The sequence below is a fragment of the Streptosporangium nanhuense genome, assembly GCF_059358815.1.
Genome location: NZ_JCADBG010000053.1, coordinates 1 through 16833 on the forward strand (window position 1 = coordinate 1; position 16833 = coordinate 16833).

Consider the following 16833-nt stretch of genomic DNA (forward strand, 5'->3'; position numbering starts at 1 on the left):
GGCGAAGGTCTCGATCCCGACGGGCAGCGGCGCGACCTCGGCGAACGCGCCGCCGGCGGCCCAGTTGTCGATGCCGGAGCAGGGAATGGTCGACTGGAGGCCGCCGGTGCTGAGCTGCTCGATGACGACCGTGTAGCCGCCACCGGCAGTTCTTACCGCCGGTTCCGGCTGGCGGCAACTCCGGCGTCCTCATCGTGCTGTGACTTCCGCCTGCGAGCCGCCGCTGCCGGATTATCTGCCGGGTGTGCTGCATATTTCCTGCGGCCCGTCCGCGCGGAGTGCTCGCCGTCCCACCACATGAAGCGGACGCCGTCGGACCAGACGAGCAGATCCACCCACACACTCCTTGCAGGAGGCTCTTACCGCTGCCGACTGCAAAAGCGGGGGCTGATTCTCACGCAAAGAACTGTTCGACGCTTAGGCCACCAGCTTCGAAGCCGTGTGGAAACAGTCCCGACTGCCCGGCGAGGAGCGATAAGTGGCCCGCACCGAGTACTACGACGACCCCGACGCCCCCGAGCCGAACAGTCTGGTCGTGGGAGTGTCCGCCGTGGTCGTCGATGACCGTGGTCGCATCCTCATGCAACGGCGCACCGACAACGGACTGTGGGCGCTGCCCGGCGGCGGGATGGACCTCACAGAGTCGGTGCCGCAGGCGGCCGTACGGGAGGTGAGGGAGGAGACCGGCTACGACGTCGAGGTGACCGGCATGGTCGGCCTCTACACCGACGCCCGGCACATCATCGCCTACAGCGACGGAGAGGTACGCCGCCAGTTCAACGTCTGCCTGACGGCCCGCGTCGTCGGCGGAGCGCTCGCGGTCAGCGACGAGTCGACCGACGTCCGCTGGGTCGACCGGGAGGAGATCGGCACGTTGTCGATGCATGACACCCAGCGACTCCGGATCGGGCACTTTCTCGGCGGTGCGGCCTCGCCGTACATCGGTTGAATCGGGAAGTCCTGAGTGACCGACCGAGTGACAACGGCCACGGAGGAAGCTGGACGCCGGTGGATCACCATGGACCGTATGCGCAAGTGGGAGCGGGTATAGCCCATGGTTCCACTCCCTCCTGCCTTGCCTGATAAGAAGGAGGTCCCAGGTTCAAGTCCTGGTAGCCCCACCCAGATCAAAGGCTATTTCCCGGTAAGGGAAGTGGCCTTTTTCGGTCTTCCGGGTGACTAGGTTTCTCTGGCCTCACCGGGAAAGATCGGGTTCATTGCCTCGCCCCCTCCAGCAACACCGGGCGGACGGACAGGAAGCCGTCGTCCGCGATCGGCGAGAAAGGGGAGCGTTCGCAGAACACGTCCATCGGTGGATCGAGAGTCATGCGACGACCTGCTTTCCCGAGGGCCTCGTTCACGACTCGCCGACGACCAGATCGGTCTCTGCGGCCTCGATCACCTGCTGCAGGCGCAGGCCGTGGCGCACGTCCAGCTCGTGCGAGGTGTCCTCCTGGACCGCCGCCACGAACTCCCGGTACATCTTGTTGATCGCGTCAGGGCCGACCGCCGCCACGCAGTCGATCGCGGCGGAGCCGCCCGGACCGAAGACCTCGACCTCGGCGCACCTGGCGCCCCCTTCCGGCGATACGTACATCGACGCCTCGCTGTGACGGCCGATCCGGTGCTCCAGCATCAGTCCGAACCAGCCGTCCGGATCGCCGTGGGCGCGCACGCCGACCACCCTGCCCAGGGCCGCGTCGAGGAGGTCCACGAGATCGGATCCCAGATTCCGCAGGACGCTGAGTTCGCGTACCCAAGGGCTCGCGCCGACCGGTGCCGGGGTGACGACCCGGCCGCTGCCCCCTTGGGGGGACGTCCGCGGAACCTCGGTGGTCAGGAAATCACGGACCGCCGAGGCATAGCGCCATGTCAGCGCGACCTGCGAGACGCTGCGCTCGGCGGCCACCGCCAAGTCCTCGGCCCCGGCGATGTCGCCCGCGATGGGCCTCTCCAGCAGCACCGCCTTGCCCCGGCGCGCGGCCACGGCGGCGACGTCTGCTTGTACGGCGGGAGGAACGGCGAAGACGACCGCGTCGCAGTGGTTGAGCATCTCGCTGAAGTGGTCGAACACTGGCACGCCGTACTTGTCCGCGAGAGCGTGGGTGGCCATCGGAGAGCGCGCCCACACCCCGGCGAACCCGACTCCCCGGCACGAGGCGATGGCTGGAGCGTGGACCCCGGTGGCCCGGCGCCCCGCCCCGGCAAGACCGACGGCGACTGTCATACCATCGACTGTAAGCACCCAACTTCCCAGTTCGGAAGGCATGGCCTGATACGGAGAGTCGGGCTCTAGGGAGGTCCGCCATGCGCATGACCAAGCTTCCGTCCGGTGACGAGATCGTGGTTCTCGGCATGGGAACCTGGCATATGGGCGAGGTCCCCTCGCTCCGGAGGGAGGAGATCGCGGCGCTGCGCCAAGGTCTGCAACTGGGAATGACGCTGATCGACACCGCCGAGATGTACGGCGACGGCAGGGCGGAACAACTCGTCGGCGAGGCAATCGCCGGCCACCGGGACGAGGTCTTCCTGGTCGGCAAAGTCCTGCCGCAGCATGCCACGTTCAGTGGCACGATCGCCGCCTGCGAGGGCAGCCTGCGCCGCCTCGGGACCGACCGGCTCGACCTCTACCTGCTGCACTGGCGGGGCCCCGCGCCGCTGGAGGTGACCGTGGGGGCCTTCGAGGAGCTGATGAGCCGGGGGCTCATCCGGAGCTGGGGCGTGAGCAACTTCGACGTCCCGGACATGGAGGAGATGATGATCGTTCCGGGTGGGCAGGCCGTACAGACCGACCAGGTGCTCTACAACCTCATGCGGCGCGGCATCGAGTACGACCTGATGCCCTGGTGCCACGAACGGAGCATACCGATCATGGCTTACTCGCCCATCGAGCAGGGCCGGATGCTCACCCATCCCACGCTCCGCTTCGTGGCGGAGCGGCATGAGGCGACTCCGGCTCAGGTGGCCCTCGCGTGGGTGCTGCGCAATGACGGTGTCGTCGCCATTCCCAAGGCGGGAACGCGGGAGCACGTCCAGCAGGACCACGCGGCCCTCGCCCTGCGTCTCACCGAGGACGACTTCACGCTGCTGGACGAGGCGTTCCCGCCACCGCTGAGCAAAAAGCCGCTCGAAATGCTGTGAACACGGTGCGGGTGGCCACCTTGATCTTCACTACCGGCCGGTTGGATGTCCGGGCCCTGATCGTGAGGGACACCCGAGCGTCGTCCGGCGTGCCTCACGACCACGTCACTCGCTGATCCAATCCTGCGGCTCCGATCGCCCATCCAGCGTCGCCGCCTCGCTGTCGTTGTGATCGTCGAGAGGGCTGGTGGGCGCCGGTGATCGACGGGCGGACTTCGGGCCGTTCAGGAAGTCGCTACAGCAAGACCGCGCAGCCCTGACGGCGGAGCGTCGTGATCCAGCCGGGGAGTCGATCCAGCTTGGTCCATCGCAGGTCGAGGTGGACGAGGTGAGTCAGCCGCCCGACCGACACGACTTCGGTTCCTCGCGAGACGCGCTCCCGCACACCGGGTTCGGCAGCTACCCTCCAGCCGGAAGGCTCGATGAGTGCGGTCCATTCGTCCACCTCCACGGCGCTGACATACCTCGCGTTGCCGTTGGATTCCAGCATGCTCTCATTCGCGTACTCGTCCAGCTCGTCGAAGGTCATCTCCTCGATCGTGTCCGTGTCCACGCCCAGACGAGTGAGCACCTCGTGAGGGGAGAAGCCCCGGATGATGGAGATCTGTGGTCGCGGCTTTGCCGCTTTTGTAGGTCTCCTTCGTCGTTCACACGGGGGGACGACCCCCCGAACCTCCGGTGTGGGGCCCCCGCGCTTCGCGCGACGCTGTCGGGTCCGAAGCTTCAGCGGTTCAGCTCGGCTCCGGGGGCAGGCACGTCCCGGTCTGGTGCACCTGGTCCGGTGGCGGGGGGTCGATGATGACATCGCTGCCCCAGTCGGTGAAGTCGATCTCGACCAGGCCCGTCTCCGGCTGCTTGTCCCTGGTCACGGGATTGGTGAAGGTGAGGCGCACCCGGCGGGGAAGCCCCTCCGGTCCGACCCACAACCGCCAGGAGATCTGTGTCGAGCGGTGCGACTCTCGCAGTTGGGCGGCGAGTACGGGGTCGCCGTGTACGGTCCCGATGGCGAATTCCAGCTGCGAGCCGCTCCCGGAGTGCACGACGGTGGAGACTCCGTCGATGGTCTCGCCCGGAGAGGGAGCCGGGACCGTCAGCTTTCGCAGCAGTTCGGGTGAGACGAGGTCGCGCAGGCCGAACGAGCCGATGCCGCGAAACCGCTGTTCGCATTCGGAGCCGCGGTTGTGGAGCCAGGACTTGCCCGCGGGAGTGTCCTGCCGATCAGCCCGGTGCCTGTAGGTGCCGGAGCCCGCGATCGATATCACCCGGGTCGTCATGTAGGACAGGTCGGTCGGGACGACGCCCTTCAGCTCATCGGGGACATTGGTCCGGTAGTAGGTCGTGGTCAGGTCGGCGCCGGCCGCGCCGAGGACTCCGGTGGTACGGCTCTCGTTGTACTCACCGATGTCGACCGGCACGATGAGGTCGTCCTCCGCCGAAGGGGGGAGCACGTTCTCGCCGTAGTCCAGGCGGACGAATCGGGTGACCTTCACACCTGTCGAGCCCTTCATACGCTGAGTCACGGCGTCGGCGGGCGTTCGCACCGTGACCGCCTGGCCGTCCCCGCAGCCGGCCGTCAGGGCGAGCATCAGGAAGATCGTCGCGATCCTCGGTAGGGCCATCCGATGATCATAGGGTTGCCCGGCGGGACTTCCGGCGAGCTCTCTCCCCGAACTCTCGTGCCGCCGTCCTGATCGACTGCCACGTCCACGAAGAGTCAATCGACGTGGCCCGGGGATGGCCGGCCTCTCCACCGACGCCCGGCGCATCGTGGCCTACAGCGACGGGGAGGTACGCCGCCAGTTCGACGTCCACCTGACGGCCCGCGTCGCCGGTGGATCACCGGGGGCCGTACGCGCAGGTGGGAGCAGGTGTAGCCCATGGTTCCGGCCTCGCCCGGCTTGCCTGACAAGGGAGAGGTGCCAGGTTCGAGTCCTGGTGGCCCCACCCAGCTCAGAGGCCGTTTTCCAGACCGGGAAGTGGTCTTTTCCGATCTTCCGGGTGACTAGGGAGATCTGATCCGTCGCCTCGGCTCCTTCCGGTGGTACCGGGCGGAGTCTTTTCCGGCAGATCTTCTCCGTCACCACGCTCCCCTTGCGGCCGACCGGGCGGGAGACGCCCTCGGTCAGGGCCCGGTCCGAAGACGGTTTCGACCACTTCCCGCGCGAGCTTCGAGGCGCTCGGGCATGAAGCTCGTGATCACATCGTCGTCGCCCTAACAGGCGGTCGAGAGCGCGTCGAGTCGTTCCAGTGTCGCTGTCATGCCGACGATCCACACCCTGCCGTCGTCCATGTCCTTTCGGATCTTCTCCGGGAGGCGGGAGCAGTCGTAGGTGTGCGTCACGATCGTGGCGTCGGGCCCGTCCGGAGTCAGGACGAACCCCCACCGGTGGCCCCAGCGTGCGGGTGATCCTTCGGGAAGGGAGTCGGGGTGGCCGAGCCCCGCTTCCGGTTCCCAGGCCAGGCGCCGGTTCGTCTCGTACTCGACTATGTGATTGATCATTTCGTAGTCGCCGAGCTTCCGATAGTGCATCTTCATCGTGAACACGTCCCCGACACCGGAGACGGGCTGAGGGGAAACGGCACCGCGCAACATGCCGGAACCATCGAGATCGATGTGTTTGGCTGGGTCTGTCAGGATCTCGAAGATCCGGGACGCGGGGGCGGGGATTCGCCGTGACACCGAAACCGGTTCGGTTCCGCTCTCTGTCATCTCAATGTCCTCTCACGTCTTCCGCTGTCGGCGCACGAGGCGAACCAGGCCGACCGGCACGACGAGGGTGGCATACCGGACCGACATTACGTCGTCCTGCCGGGAGCCCCGTCTCGGTCCCGCCGGGAAGGGGTTCCGGTGATCCCGCCGGGCTTCACCGGCCGGGTTCCCGTTGTTCGCGAACCTCGCGGAGCAGCAGGTCCCAGTCCGACAGGAAGCGGGCCAGGCCGTAGCGGGTGAGGGCGGCGGTGCGGGCGGCCTTGCCCGCCTGTGCGGCTCGGGCGGGGTCGGCGACGAAGTCCTCGAGGGCGGCGGTCAGGGTGGTGAGGCGGGTGGAGACGACCCCCGCCTCGGGTGGCACGGCCTCGACGGCCTCGGTGCCGGCGAGGGCGACGACGGGCAGCCCGAGGAGCATGGCCTCGATGAGGGCGAGGCCGAGCGAGGTCCACCGGTAGGGGTGCAGGTAGACGCGGCGGCGGGCGAGCTCGGTGTGCATCGCCTCCTGGGGCGGGTTCTCGAAGGTCCCGAGGTGAAGGCCGAGCCGCCCTGGCAGGCCGGTGACCTCCATGCCGAAGACGTCGAGGGGGACGGCCCTCGCGAAGGCGGGCAGCAGGTCGGTCCCGGCGACCCGGCCGCGCCGGACGGGCTCGTTGACGACGACGCCCGCGCGGGGGAGGTCGCCGGTGTAGCGGTGGCCGGGGTCGGGGACGCCGTGCTCGATCACGCGGGTGGGGGCGCGGCCCGAGTCCCAGAAGAGGTCGTTGAAGTGGGTGACGTGGACCAGCGTGACGTCTGTGCGGTCGGCGAGGTGGTGCCGGGTGTGCGGGACGGCCCCGGCGGGGGTGTTGTGCTCGACGTAGACGGCGGGAAGGTCGCGGCCGGGGCGACGGCCGAGCCAGCGCTCGGCGAGGTCGGCCTCGTGCGGCCGCTGGAGGACGACCACGTCGACGTCCTCCTCGCGCAACCGGTCCCAGGAGACCTCGCGCGCGTTCGGCGGCCACGGGTAGGTGAGCGCCCGGCCGCGCCCGTCGGGGCCCCGGTCCGGGACGACGGGCACCAGGTAGTCGTGGCCGCCCCGGACGAACGCGGTGGCCCACGAGCCGTGCACGTGCCACAGCAGGATTCTCATCGGATCACCCTCTCCACCGCGCTGACGAGGTCGGCGGCGGTCTCCGGTGCCGTCGCCACCTCCCGGGGCAGGGTCCGCGAGGTCGGCACGAGGATGCCTCTCGCCCCGGCCGCTAGGGCGGCGTCCATGTCCCTGCCGATGTCCCCGATCACCACGCAGTCGCGGGCGTTCACGCCGAGGATCGCCGCCGCCCTCACGATGAGGCCGGGGGCGGGCTTGCGGCACCCGCACCCGTCGTCCTCGCCGTGCGAGCACACCGCCCAGACGTCGAACGGGCCCAGGAGCGTCTCCACCCGGGAGTTCACCTCGCGCAGTTCCTCGACGCCGATGAGACCTCTGGCCACGCCCGACTGGTTGGTGACCACCCCGATCGGCACGCCCTGGCGGCGGAGCCGGTCCAGCGCGGCCCGCGCGCCCGGCATGGGGCGCACCAGGCGGGGGTCGCGGTTGTAGGGGACGTCGACGACGAGGGTGCCGTCGCGGTCGAAGAGGACGGCGGCCGGTCGCGTCCGGCCGGGTGTCGAACGGTTCTCGCCCTGAATTTCCACGCCGGCTCCCCGTGAACGTTCCCGCTGCCCGGGCGGGAAGATGCCCAAACTCCAGCTCGACTACTCAATGCAACAAAAAGCGGTCCCTCTGGCCTACTAAATGGGCTTATGTCCGATTCCTTCGTTTGGGAAGCGCTGCTCTCGGTAGTCATTGAGTATCCGACGAGAGGCCACTCCATGAGATTTCTCGGCATAAACGCGATCTTTCATGATCCGGCGGCGGCCCTGGTCGTCGACGGGGAGGTCGTCGCCGCCGCGGAGGAGGAGCGCTTCAGCCGGCGCAAACACGGCAAGCGCCCGGTCCCCTTCTCCGCCTGGGAGCTGCCGGAGCGCGCCGCGGCCTGGTGCCTGGAGCGGGCGGGACTGCGGCCCGAGGACCTGGACGCCGTCGCCTACTCCTACGACCCGGACCTGGTACGGCCGGGCGGTCCGGGTCTCGACGAGGGCTGGGAGGACCTGCGCACCACCTACGCCCGCAGGGCGCCGTCGTTCCTGGCGGGCGTCCTGCCGGGCCTGGACTCCGAGCGGGTGCGCTACGTGCCCCACCACGTCGCGCACGCGGCCTCGGCGGGGCTGGCCGCGCCGTACCGGGACTCGGCGGTGCTGGTCTGCGACGGGCGGGGCGAGGCGGTCTCGCACCTGGCCGGGCACTACCGCGACGGAGAGCTGACGATCCTGGCCGCCCAGGAACTGCCGCACTCGCTGGGGCTGATGTACGAGGAGGTGACCCAGCACCTGGGATTCCTCCGCTCCAGCGACGAGTACAAGGTCATGGCCCTGGCCTCCTACGGTGAGCCGCGTCACCTGGGCGCGCTGCGCGAGGTGATCCGCCCGGACGGGGAGGGCGGCTTCCGGGTCGAGCCCGTCGACTGGGGCGGTTACGCCAAGGCGCTGGGCAGCGGGGAGCCCTGGACCGAGGAGCACGCCGACCTCGCGGCGAGCGTCCAGCGGCGCCTGGAGGAGGTGCTCCTCGACCTCGCCCGATGGCTGCACGGGCGGACCGGCGACCGGTGCCTGACCATGGCCGGAGGCGTGGCGCTCAACTGCGTCGCCAACACGCGGCTGCTGGCCGAGGGGCCCTTCGAGGAGTTGTGGGTGCAGCCGGCGGCCGGTGACGCCGGCACCGCGCTCGGCGGCGCGCTGCACCTGGCCCAGGCCTTCGGCGAGCCGGCCGCGCCCATGCCGGGGGCCGATCTCGGCCGCGGCTGGAGCGACGAGGAGCTGGCCGCCTGGCTGGACGTGGCGCGGGTGCCGTACGAGCGGCCCGCGGACCTGGCCTGCGCGGTCGCGGCGGAACTCGCGGCCGACAGGATCGTGGCCTGGTTCCAGGGGCGCGGCGAGTACGGACCGCGGGCGCTCGGCCACCGCTCGCTCCTGGCCCACCCGGGGCGGGAGGCCAACAGCGAGCGGCTGAACGACGTCAAGGGCCGCGAGCAGTTCCGCCCGATCGCCCCGATGGTGCTGGCCGAACGGGCTCACGAGATCTTCGGCCGGGGCCCGGTCCCCAGCCCCTACATGCTCTTCGTGCACGACGTCCGGCCCGAGTGGCGCGAGCGGATCCCGGCCGTCGTGCACGTCGACGGCACCGCCAGGATCCAGACGGTCGACCGGGCGGACGACCCGCTGCTCGCCCGGATGCTGCGGGAGTTCGAGCTGCGCACCGGGCTGCCGGTGGTGGTCAACACCAGCCTCAACACGGCGGGGAGACCGATGGTCGACGACCCCCGGGACGCGCTGGAGTGCTTCGGCTCCGCGCCGGTGGACCTGCTGGCGCTGGGCCCGTACCTGGTCCGCCGGGGGGAGGCGGTCGCCAAATGATCACGGTGGTGATTCCCACGGTCGGCCGCCCCAGCCTCGCCGGCACGCTCGCGGCCCTGGGCACGGTGGATCCGGAGATTCCAGTGATCGTGGTCGACGACCGCCCCGCGGGCACCCCGGCCGGGCTCCCGTGGGTGCCGGACCACGTCCGGACGCTGCGCTCGGGAGGGCGGGGGCCCGCCGCCGCCCGCAACACCGGCTGGCGCGCCGCCGCGACGCCGTGGGTCGCCTTCCTCGACGACGACGTGGTCCCCCGGCCCGGCTGGGAGGAGGCGTTGCGCGCCGATCTCACCGGCCTGCCCGACGACGTGGGCGGCAGCCAGGGGCGTGTCGAGGTCCCGCTCCCGCCCGGCCGGCGGCCCACCGACGCCGAGCGGAACACCGCGGCCCTGGCCGGCGCCCGGTGGATCACCGCGGACATGGCCTACCGGCGCGCGGCCCTGGAGCGGACCGGCGGTTTCGACGAGCGCTTCCCCCGGGCCTACCGCGAGGACGCAGATCTCGCGCTGCGCGTGATGGCGGCCGGCTACCGGCTGGTCCGGGGCGAGCGCGTCACCCGGCACCCGATCAGGGACGACGGCCCGTGGGCCAGCGTCCGCCTCCAGCGCGGCAACGCCGACGACGCGCTCATGCGCCACCTGTACGGCCCCGCCTGGCGGGCGGCGATCGGCGGCGCCCCGGGACGGGTGCGCGAGCACGCCCTGACCACCGGCCTCGGCGCGCTCGCGCTCGTGACGGCGGTGACGCGGCCCAGGTGGATGGCCGCCCTGGCCGGTACGGCGTGGGCGCTGCTCACCGCGAGGTTCGCCTGGGGGCGCATCGCTCCCGGGCCACGGACGAGGGAGGAGATCCGGCGAATGCTGGTCACGACTGTGCTCATCCCTCCGGCGGCGTGCGCGCACCGCCTCCTCGGCGAGCTGCGGGTGCGGCGATGACCGCCGCGACGGCCGGCACCGTCCTGGTCGCCCGCCTGGACAACGCGGGCGACGTCCTGCTGGCCGGACCCGCGATCCGGGCGGTCGCCCATGCCGCGCGGGAAGTCGTGCTGATGGTGGGACCGCACGGCCGGGCGGCGGGCGAGCTGCTGCCCGGGGTGTCCCGGGTGGTGGAGTGGCGGACACCGTGGGTCGACCCCGAGCCGTCGCCGATGACGGGGGCGCACGCGGTGCGGCTGCTGCGGATCCTGCGGAGGACGGCTCCCGAGCAGGCGCTGATCCTCACCTCGTTCCACCAGTCGCCGCTGCCGTTCGCCCTGCTGCTGAGGCTGGCCGGTACGCCGAGGATCGCCGCGATCTGCGGCGACCACGCCGGGTCGCTGCTGGACGTGCGGCACGTCGTCGACGAGACGGTGGATGTGCCGGAGGCCGAGCGCATGCTCGCCCTGGCCGGGGCTGCGGGGTTCGGCCTGCCGCCCGGGGACTGCGGGGCGCTCGCCGTGCGGCGCCCGCTGCCCGAGACCGGCCGTCTCACCGGGCCGCCCGGCTACGTGGTCGTACATCCCGGCGTCTCCGCCCAGGCCAGGGCGTGGCCGGCGGAGAAGTGGGCGGGGGCGGTAGAGGACCTGGTCCGCGCGGGCCGGCGGGTCGTGGTGACCGGTGGCCGGGGGGAGCGGGCGCTCACCGCGAGGGTCGCCGGGACGCGCGCCCGAGACCTCGGCGGGAGGGGTGCGGGGTCGCACGCCCCCGACCTGGGCGGGAGTGGTGCCGGGACGTACGCCCGAGACCTGGGCGGGAGGGGTGCGGGGACGCACGTCCTCGACCTCGGCGGGAAGACCTCCTTCGCGCAGCTGGCCGCGGTGCTCGCCGGAGCGTGCGCGGTCGTCGTCGCCAACACCGGTCCCGCGCACCTGGCCGCGGCGGTCGGCACGCCGGTGGTCAGCCTGTTCGCCCCGGTCGTCCCGGCCGTCCGCTGGGCCCCGTACGGCGTGTCGACGGTGCTGCTCGGCGACCAGCGAGCCGCCTGCCGGGGCAGCCGGGCCAGGGAGTGTCCCGTTCCGGATCATCCGTGTCTTTCGTCGGTGAACAGCGAGCGGGTCGTCGAGGCCGTTGATCACCTGACGTCCGTGAAGTCCGTGAGGGAGGTCGTTCGATGAGGATCGCCTTGGTATCGGAACACGCGAGCCCGCTCACCCCTGTGGGAGGCGTCGACGCCGGTGGGCAGAACGTGCACGTCGCGGGGCTGGCCGTCGCGCTGGCGGGCCGGGGGCACGAGGTCGTCGTCCACACCCGCCGCAGCGGGCGGGACCAGCCGGACAGCGTGGTCATCGCGCCCGGCGTGACCGTCGAACACGTCCCCGCGGGCCCCCCGGAGCCGCTTCCCAAGGACGAGCTGCTGCCTCACATGCCCGCCTTCGCCGCCCACCTCACGAGCAGGTGGGCGGCCGGCCCCCCGGACGTGGCCCACGCCCACTTCTGGATGAGCGGCCTGGCCGCGCTCGCGGCCGCGCGGGATCTCGGGATACCGGTCGTGCAGACCTTCCACGCCCTGGGCACCGTCAAACGGCGACGGCAGGGAGCGGCCGACACCAGCCCGCAGGAGCGGATCGCCGTCGAGGCCGACATCGGGCGGCGGGTCCACGCGGTCATCGCCACCTGCGCCGACGAGGTGCGGGAACTGCGGGCGATGGGGGTGCCCGACGGGAAGGTCTCGATCGTTCCCTGCGGGGTCGACCTGGACCACTTCCACCCCGAGGGCCCGGCGGCGCCCCGGAACGGCCGGCCGCGCGTCCTCAGCGTCGGCCGCCTGGTGCCCCGCAAGGGTGTCGACACGGTCGTCCGGGCGTTGCGCCACGTGCCGGACGCCGAGCTGGTGATCGCCGGTGGCACGTCGGACGACGACGAGAGCGGGCGGCTGCGCGAACTGGTCACCGGGTGCGGGCTGACCGGCCGGGTGCATCTGATCGGGGGCGTCGGCCGCGCGGAGGTCCCGGCCCTGATGCGCTCGGCCGACGTCCTGGTGAGCGTGCCGTGGTACGAACCGTTCGGCATGGTCCCGGTGGAGGCCATGGCCTGCGGGCTGCCCGTGGTCGCCTCCGCCGTCGGTGGCCACCTGGACACGGTCACCGGCTGCGGCGTGCTCGTGTCCCCACGCCGCCCGCGAACCCTGACCCGCGTGCTGAACGACCTGCTGACCAGCCCCGACCTGCGGGAGACGATCGGGACGGCCGGAACGCGGCGGGCCCGCGCCCGGTACGGCTGGCCCTACGTGGCCCTCCGGACCGAATCCGTGTACCGGACCCTGATCAGCGGCCGGCTGGACCGGTTCGCCGCCGCGGAAGGCTGAGCCATGCACCCTCATCTGTTCCGGTTGAGCACGGCGCTGTCGGCCGTGAACGGCGAGATCCCCAAGATCTACGCGTGGGGAAGCAAGCTGGCCGCGGTGTTGAGCGACGGCGGACGGCTGCTCGTCTGCGGGAACGGCGGCTCGGCCGCCGAGGCCCAGCACCTGACCGCGGAGCTGGTCGGCCGCTACCGCGACGACCGGCGTCCGTACGCGGCGATCCCGCTGCACGCCGACACCTCCTCCGTCAGCGCGATCGCCAACGACTACGGCGCCGAGCAGGCGTACGCCCGCCAGGTGCGGGCCCACGGAAGGCTCGGCGACGTGCTGGTGTGCCTGTCCACCAGCGGCGCGAGCCGCAACGTGGTGGCGGCCGCCGAGGCCGCCCGCGAGTGCGGCCTCACGACCTGGGCGCTGACCGGCCCCGCGCCCAACCCGCTGGCCGAGTTCTGCGACGAGGCCTTCGCGGTGCCCGCCGATGACACCGCGACCGTGCAGGAGGTGCACCTCGCCGTGATCCACATGCTCTGCGAGGTGATCGAGGAGGAATGCTCATGACCGGGCCGATCGTGGTCCTCGGGGACTCGCTGCTCGACGTGGACATCGAGGGGAACGCCGAACGGCTCTGCCCGGACGCCCCGGCGCCCGTCGTCGACGGGCGGTCGGAGCGCCGCCGCCCGGGTGGCGCCGGTCTGGCGGCCCTGCTCGCCGCGCGAGACGGCGCCGAGGTCGTCCTGGTCACCGCGATCGGGGACGACGCCTCCGGCCGGTGTCTGGCGGGCCTGCTCGCCGGCCACGTGGAGGTGGTACGGCTGCCGCTGCGGGGCGCCACCGCACGCAAGACCCGGGTCAGGGCGCGAGGGCGGACCCTGATCCGGATCGACACGGGTGACGGCCGGGCGCGGGGCGCCGGGGGAGACGACCGCCGCCCGTACCGGACGAGCCCCGGCAGGCTCCGCCACGATCCCGCGGACGAACCGCCCGGCAGGGGGCTCGCCGTCGAGCGCGTCGCCGCCGTGCTGCGGGACGCGCGGGCGGTCCTGGTCTCCGACTACGGCCGTGGCGTCGCCGGGCTGTGCCGCGACCTTCTGCGGGATCTCGCCGCACCGGTGGTCTGGGACCCGCATCCGCGCGGTGCCCCGCCCGCGCCCGGCTGCGCGCTCGTCACGCCGAGCGAGGCCGAGGCCCGGCTGCTGTGCGCCGGGTCGTGCGACACCCCGGACAGGATCGCCCGCGACCTGGTTCGCGACCTCGGGGCGGAGGCGGTGGCCGTCACGCTGGCCGAGCGGGGGACCGTGCTCGCCCGCCGGGGCGGCCGGCACTTCCGCATCCCGTCGCCCGTGCTCGTCACCGGGCGGGACTCCTGCGGAGCGGGCGACAGGTTCGCGAGCGCGGCGACGCTGGCCCTGGCCGAGGGCGCCTCCACCGAGGACGCGGTCGCGACGGCGGTCTGCGAGGCCACCCGATTCGTCGAACGGGGTGGGGCCGCGGCGGTCCGGCTCCCCCGGTCCGCGCGGCGGCGCCGGTCATCGGCTTCGCGGGTGGACACACCTGCGACCCCGGTCACGGCTCCGGCCCCGAGCCCGGTTCCGACCCCGACCCCGACCCCGACCCCGACCCCGGTCCCGGTCCCGGTCCCGGTCACGGCTCCGAACCCGGCGGTCCCGCTCTCGGCCCCGGCTCCAAACCTGACCCCGGCCCCGCTCTCGGCCCCGGCTCCGAGCCCGGAGAGCCTGGCGCATGCGGTCCGGGCCGCCGGGGGCAGGGTGATCGCCACGGGGGGCTGTTTCGACCTGCTGCACGCCGGTCACGTCAGCCTGCTGCGCCGGGCCAGGGCCCTGGGCGACGCGCTGATCGTCTGCGTCAACTCCGACGAGTCCGTCCGGCGCCTGAAGGGGCGGGGCCGCCCCGTGGTGGGCGAACGCGACCGGGCCGAGGTGCTGCGGGCGCTGGAGTGCGTGGACGCCGTGGCCGTCTTCGACGACGACACCCCCTGCGCGCTGATCGGCCGCCTCCGCCCGGACGTGTGGGTGAAGGGCGGCGACTACACCGGCTGCGAGATGCCCGAGACCGAGGCGGTGTGGCGGGCCGGCGGCGACGTAGTGATCCTGCCCAGCGTCCCCGGACACTCCACGACCGGTCTCATCGCCCTCATCACCGCGGCGCAGGCGGCCTCCTGATCCGGAACCCCGCGTAAAGCTCCTCACGACCGAAGGCATCCCACGACCGAGGCATCCCACGACCGAAGGACCTCACGACCGAGGGAACCCCGCGACCAGGGGGACCTCACGACCGAAGGGGAGACATCCATGACGGGAAACATCCTGATCACCGGTGGCGCGTCCGGCCTGGGACGGGCGGTCGCGGTAGCGGTCGCCAAGGCGGGTGGCCGGCCCCTCGTGGTCGACGTCACCGCACCCGAGGCGGGCACCGACCACGTGGCGGGCATCGACCACGAGACGGCCGACGTCTCCGACCGCGAGCAGGCGGAGCGGGCCGTGCGCGAGCTCGCCGAACGGGCCGGCGGGCTCGACGGCGTCGTCACCGCGGCGGGCATCGACGCCTGCGGGGCCCTGTCCGACGTCCCCGCCCAGGACTGGGAGCGGGTGATCCGGGTCAACCTGCTCGGCACCGCCTCGATCGTCCGGGCGGCGCTGCCGTACCTGCGGCGCTCCGGGGGCCGGGTGGTCACCTGCGCGTCCACCCTGGGCCTGCGCGCGGTGAGCGACGCGACCGCCTACTGCGCGGCCAAGTTCGGCGTCGTCGGGTTCACCCGCGCCCTGGCCGCCGAGCTCGCGGGACAGGTGGGGGTGACGCTGCTGGTGCCCGGCGGCATGCACACGAACTTCTTCGCCGACCGGGACGAGCGCTACCGGCCCGGACCCGGCGCCCGGCTCAACCAGCCCGAGGACGTGGCCGCCACCGTGCTGTTCGCCCTCGGCCAGCCCGCCGGTTGCGAGGTCAGGGAGCTCGTCGTCTGCCCCGCGACGGAGACGTCATGGCCGTAGCCCCGGGAAGCGCGGGCGGAGGGGGGCCGGAAGGCCGTCACGGTGCCGGGCGCGCCGGGGCGCCGGACCTGGTCGCGCTCCGCGGGCTCGGGCTCGGCGACGTGCTCGCCGCGGTGCCCGCCCTGCGGGCACTGCGGCGCGCCCACCCCGGACACCGGATCGTGCTGGCCGCGCCGGCCCCCCTGGCGGGACTGGTGCCGCTGATCGACGCCGTCGACGAGCTCCTCGACGTGTCCGGGACCGGGCCGGTGCCCGTCGATCGCCCCGACGTGGCGGTCAACCTGCACGGCCGCGGCCCGCAGAGCGTCGCCGCGCTGCGCCGCACCCGCCCGCGGCGGCTGCTCACCCACGCGCACCCCGGCTTCCCGGACGTGCAGGGGCCGCCGTGGCGGTGCGACGTCCACGAGACGGCCCGATGGTGCGCGTTCCTGGAGTGGTACGGCATCGCGGCCGACCCCGCCGACCTGGCCCTTCCCGCGCCGCCCTCGGAGACGACCGGTCACGTGATCGTCCATCCGGGCGCGGCCGGCCCGGCCAGGCGCTGGCCGCCGGAACGGTTCGCCCGGGTGGCCGCCGCGCTGGGCCGTACCGGACGCCGGGTGCTGGTCACCGGGAGCGTGGCCGAGCGGGCACTCGGGCGGAAGGTGGCGGCGCTCGCCGGGATGCCGGAGGAAGCCGTCCTGGCCGGTCGTACGGACGTCGCGGAGCTGGCGGCCCTCGTCGGATCCGCGCGGCTGGTCGTCTGCGGCGACACCGGCGTGGCCCACCTGGCGGCCGCGTTCGCCACCCCCTCCGTGGTGCTGTTCGGTCCCGTCGCGCCGGCCCTGTGGGGGCCGCCGGCGACGGGACCGCACCTCGTCCTGTGGACCGGACGTCACGGCGACCCCCACGGGCGCCGGCCTGATCCGGGCCTGCTGGAGATCGGCGTGGGGGCGGTCCTCGACGCCGCGGGCGCGCTGCTGGAGACGGCGCTCCCGCCACCGCTGAGCAAGGGGCTCGTGATGCCGTGAACACGGCGCGGGTGGCCGTCTCCGACATGCCGTGGTCCCTCTACGGAATTCGCGCTCCGGAACTCGCGAGGAGGCCGCGGGCATGACGTGGCCGGCCGTCGCGCCGGGCCGTCGTCACAGGTCGGTGGTGATGATCTTCTCGATGTTCCGTTCGGCGAGCGCCGTGATGGTGACGAACGGGTTGACGCTG

General features: G+C 72.5%; 17 protein-coding genes. 10 read left to right on the plus strand and 7 right to left on the minus strand.

Going from position 1 to position 16833, the window contains the following annotated elements:
- A partial coding sequence (locus AC5L38_RS43275) for a hypothetical protein (RefSeq protein ID WP_495248660.1) occupies nt 1-123 on the minus strand: 123 nt, incomplete at its 3' end.
- A gap of 355 nt (nt 124-478) precedes the next feature.
- Between AC5L38_RS43275 and AC5L38_RS43280 the strand changes: the two genes are divergently transcribed.
- Nucleotides 479-949 carry an NUDIX hydrolase gene (locus AC5L38_RS43280; protein ID WP_495248644.1) on the plus strand — a complete coding sequence of 157 codons (471 nt, stop codon included), beginning with the start codon at nt 479-481 and terminating at the stop codon, nt 947-949.
- A gap of 408 nt (nt 950-1357) precedes the next feature.
- Here the strand turns inward: AC5L38_RS43280 and AC5L38_RS43285 are convergent, their stop codons facing one another.
- Nucleotides 1358-2227 carry a Gfo/Idh/MocA family protein gene (locus AC5L38_RS43285; RefSeq protein WP_495248645.1) on the minus strand — a complete coding sequence of 290 codons (870 nt, stop codon included), beginning with the start codon at nt 2225-2227 and terminating at the stop codon, nt 1358-1360.
- Nucleotides 2228-2313: 86 nt separating this feature from the next.
- On the opposite strand from AC5L38_RS43285, the gene AC5L38_RS43290 reads away from it, so the two are divergent.
- Nucleotides 2314-3141, plus strand: coding sequence for an aldo/keto reductase (locus tag AC5L38_RS43290; RefSeq protein WP_495248646.1), 828 nt, complete (start codon nt 2314-2316; stop codon nt 3139-3141).
- Nucleotides 3142-3376: 235 nt separating this feature from the next.
- On the opposite strand, the gene AC5L38_RS43295 is transcribed toward AC5L38_RS43290, so the two are convergent.
- From AC5L38_RS43295 to AC5L38_RS43315, 5 genes are all read right to left on the minus strand, one after another.
- A complete protein-coding gene (locus AC5L38_RS43295) occupies nt 3377-3946 on the minus strand; it encodes a DUF6461 domain-containing protein (protein WP_495248647.1) in 570 nt (189 codons plus the stop codon).
- The gene (locus tag AC5L38_RS43300) at nt 3873-4760 is read right to left on the minus strand and encodes a hypothetical protein (RefSeq protein WP_495248648.1); all 888 of its coding nucleotides are present in this window, start codon (nt 4758-4760) and stop codon (nt 3873-3875) included. Before AC5L38_RS43300 ends, AC5L38_RS43295 begins: the two co-directional genes overlap by 74 nt.
- Nucleotides 4761-5353: 593 nt before the next feature.
- The gene (locus AC5L38_RS43305; protein ID WP_495248649.1) at nt 5354-5851 is read right to left on the minus strand and encodes an SRPBCC family protein; all 498 of its coding nucleotides are present in this window, start codon (nt 5849-5851) and stop codon (nt 5354-5356) included.
- A gap of 154 nt (nt 5852-6005) precedes the next feature.
- Nucleotides 6006-6980: a glycosyltransferase gene (locus AC5L38_RS43310; RefSeq protein WP_495248650.1), complete on the minus strand. Its 975-nt coding sequence runs from the start codon at nt 6978-6980 to the stop codon at nt 6006-6008.
- Entirely contained in the window at nt 6977-7528 is a 552-nt protein-coding gene (locus tag AC5L38_RS43315) for a D-glycero-alpha-D-manno-heptose-1,7-bisphosphate 7-phosphatase (RefSeq protein WP_495248651.1), read from the minus strand. The genes AC5L38_RS43310 and AC5L38_RS43315 overlap by 4 nt, the downstream gene beginning before the upstream one ends.
- Before the next feature lie 177 nt (nt 7529-7705).
- Between AC5L38_RS43315 and AC5L38_RS43320 the strand changes: the two genes are divergently transcribed.
- The 8 genes from AC5L38_RS43320 to AC5L38_RS43355 all read left to right on the plus strand — a co-directional run bounded on the left by AC5L38_RS43320 (nt 7706) and on the right by AC5L38_RS43355 (nt 16643).
- Nucleotides 7706-9346, plus strand: a complete 1641-nt coding sequence (locus AC5L38_RS43320; RefSeq protein WP_495248652.1) for a carbamoyltransferase family protein — start codon at nt 7706-7708, stop codon at nt 9344-9346.
- Nucleotides 9343-10281, plus strand: coding sequence for a glycosyltransferase family 2 protein (locus AC5L38_RS43325; RefSeq protein ID WP_495248653.1), 939 nt, complete (start codon nt 9343-9345; stop codon nt 10279-10281). Before AC5L38_RS43320 ends, AC5L38_RS43325 begins: the two co-directional genes overlap by 4 nt.
- On the plus strand, nt 10278-11438 hold the full coding sequence (locus tag AC5L38_RS43330; RefSeq protein WP_495248654.1) for a glycosyltransferase family 9 protein: 1161 nt from the start codon (nt 10278-10280) through the stop codon (nt 11436-11438). The genes AC5L38_RS43325 and AC5L38_RS43330 overlap by 4 nt, the downstream gene beginning before the upstream one ends.
- Nucleotides 11435-12628 (plus strand): glycosyltransferase, encoded by a 1194-nt coding sequence (locus tag AC5L38_RS43335; RefSeq protein ID WP_495248655.1) that lies wholly within the window; start codon nt 11435-11437, stop codon nt 12626-12628. The genes AC5L38_RS43330 and AC5L38_RS43335 overlap by 4 nt, the downstream gene beginning before the upstream one ends.
- A gap of 3 nt (nt 12629-12631) precedes the next feature.
- Nucleotides 12632-13183, plus strand: a complete 552-nt coding sequence (locus AC5L38_RS43340; protein WP_495248656.1) for a D-sedoheptulose-7-phosphate isomerase — start codon at nt 12632-12634, stop codon at nt 13181-13183.
- On the plus strand, nt 13180-14805 hold the full coding sequence (gene rfaE2, locus AC5L38_RS43345) for a D-glycero-beta-D-manno-heptose 1-phosphate adenylyltransferase (protein WP_495248657.1): 1626 nt from the start codon (nt 13180-13182) through the stop codon (nt 14803-14805). The genes AC5L38_RS43340 and rfaE2 overlap by 4 nt, the downstream gene beginning before the upstream one ends.
- 129 nt (nt 14806-14934) lie before the next feature.
- Entirely contained in the window at nt 14935-15633 is a 699-nt protein-coding gene (locus AC5L38_RS43350; RefSeq protein ID WP_495248658.1) for an SDR family oxidoreductase, read from the plus strand.
- Nucleotides 15624-16643 (plus strand): glycosyltransferase family 9 protein, encoded by a 1020-nt coding sequence (locus AC5L38_RS43355; RefSeq protein WP_495248659.1) that lies wholly within the window; start codon nt 15624-15626, stop codon nt 16641-16643. The genes AC5L38_RS43350 and AC5L38_RS43355 overlap by 10 nt, the downstream gene beginning before the upstream one ends.
- The last annotated feature ends 190 nt before the right edge of the window (nt 16644-16833 follow it).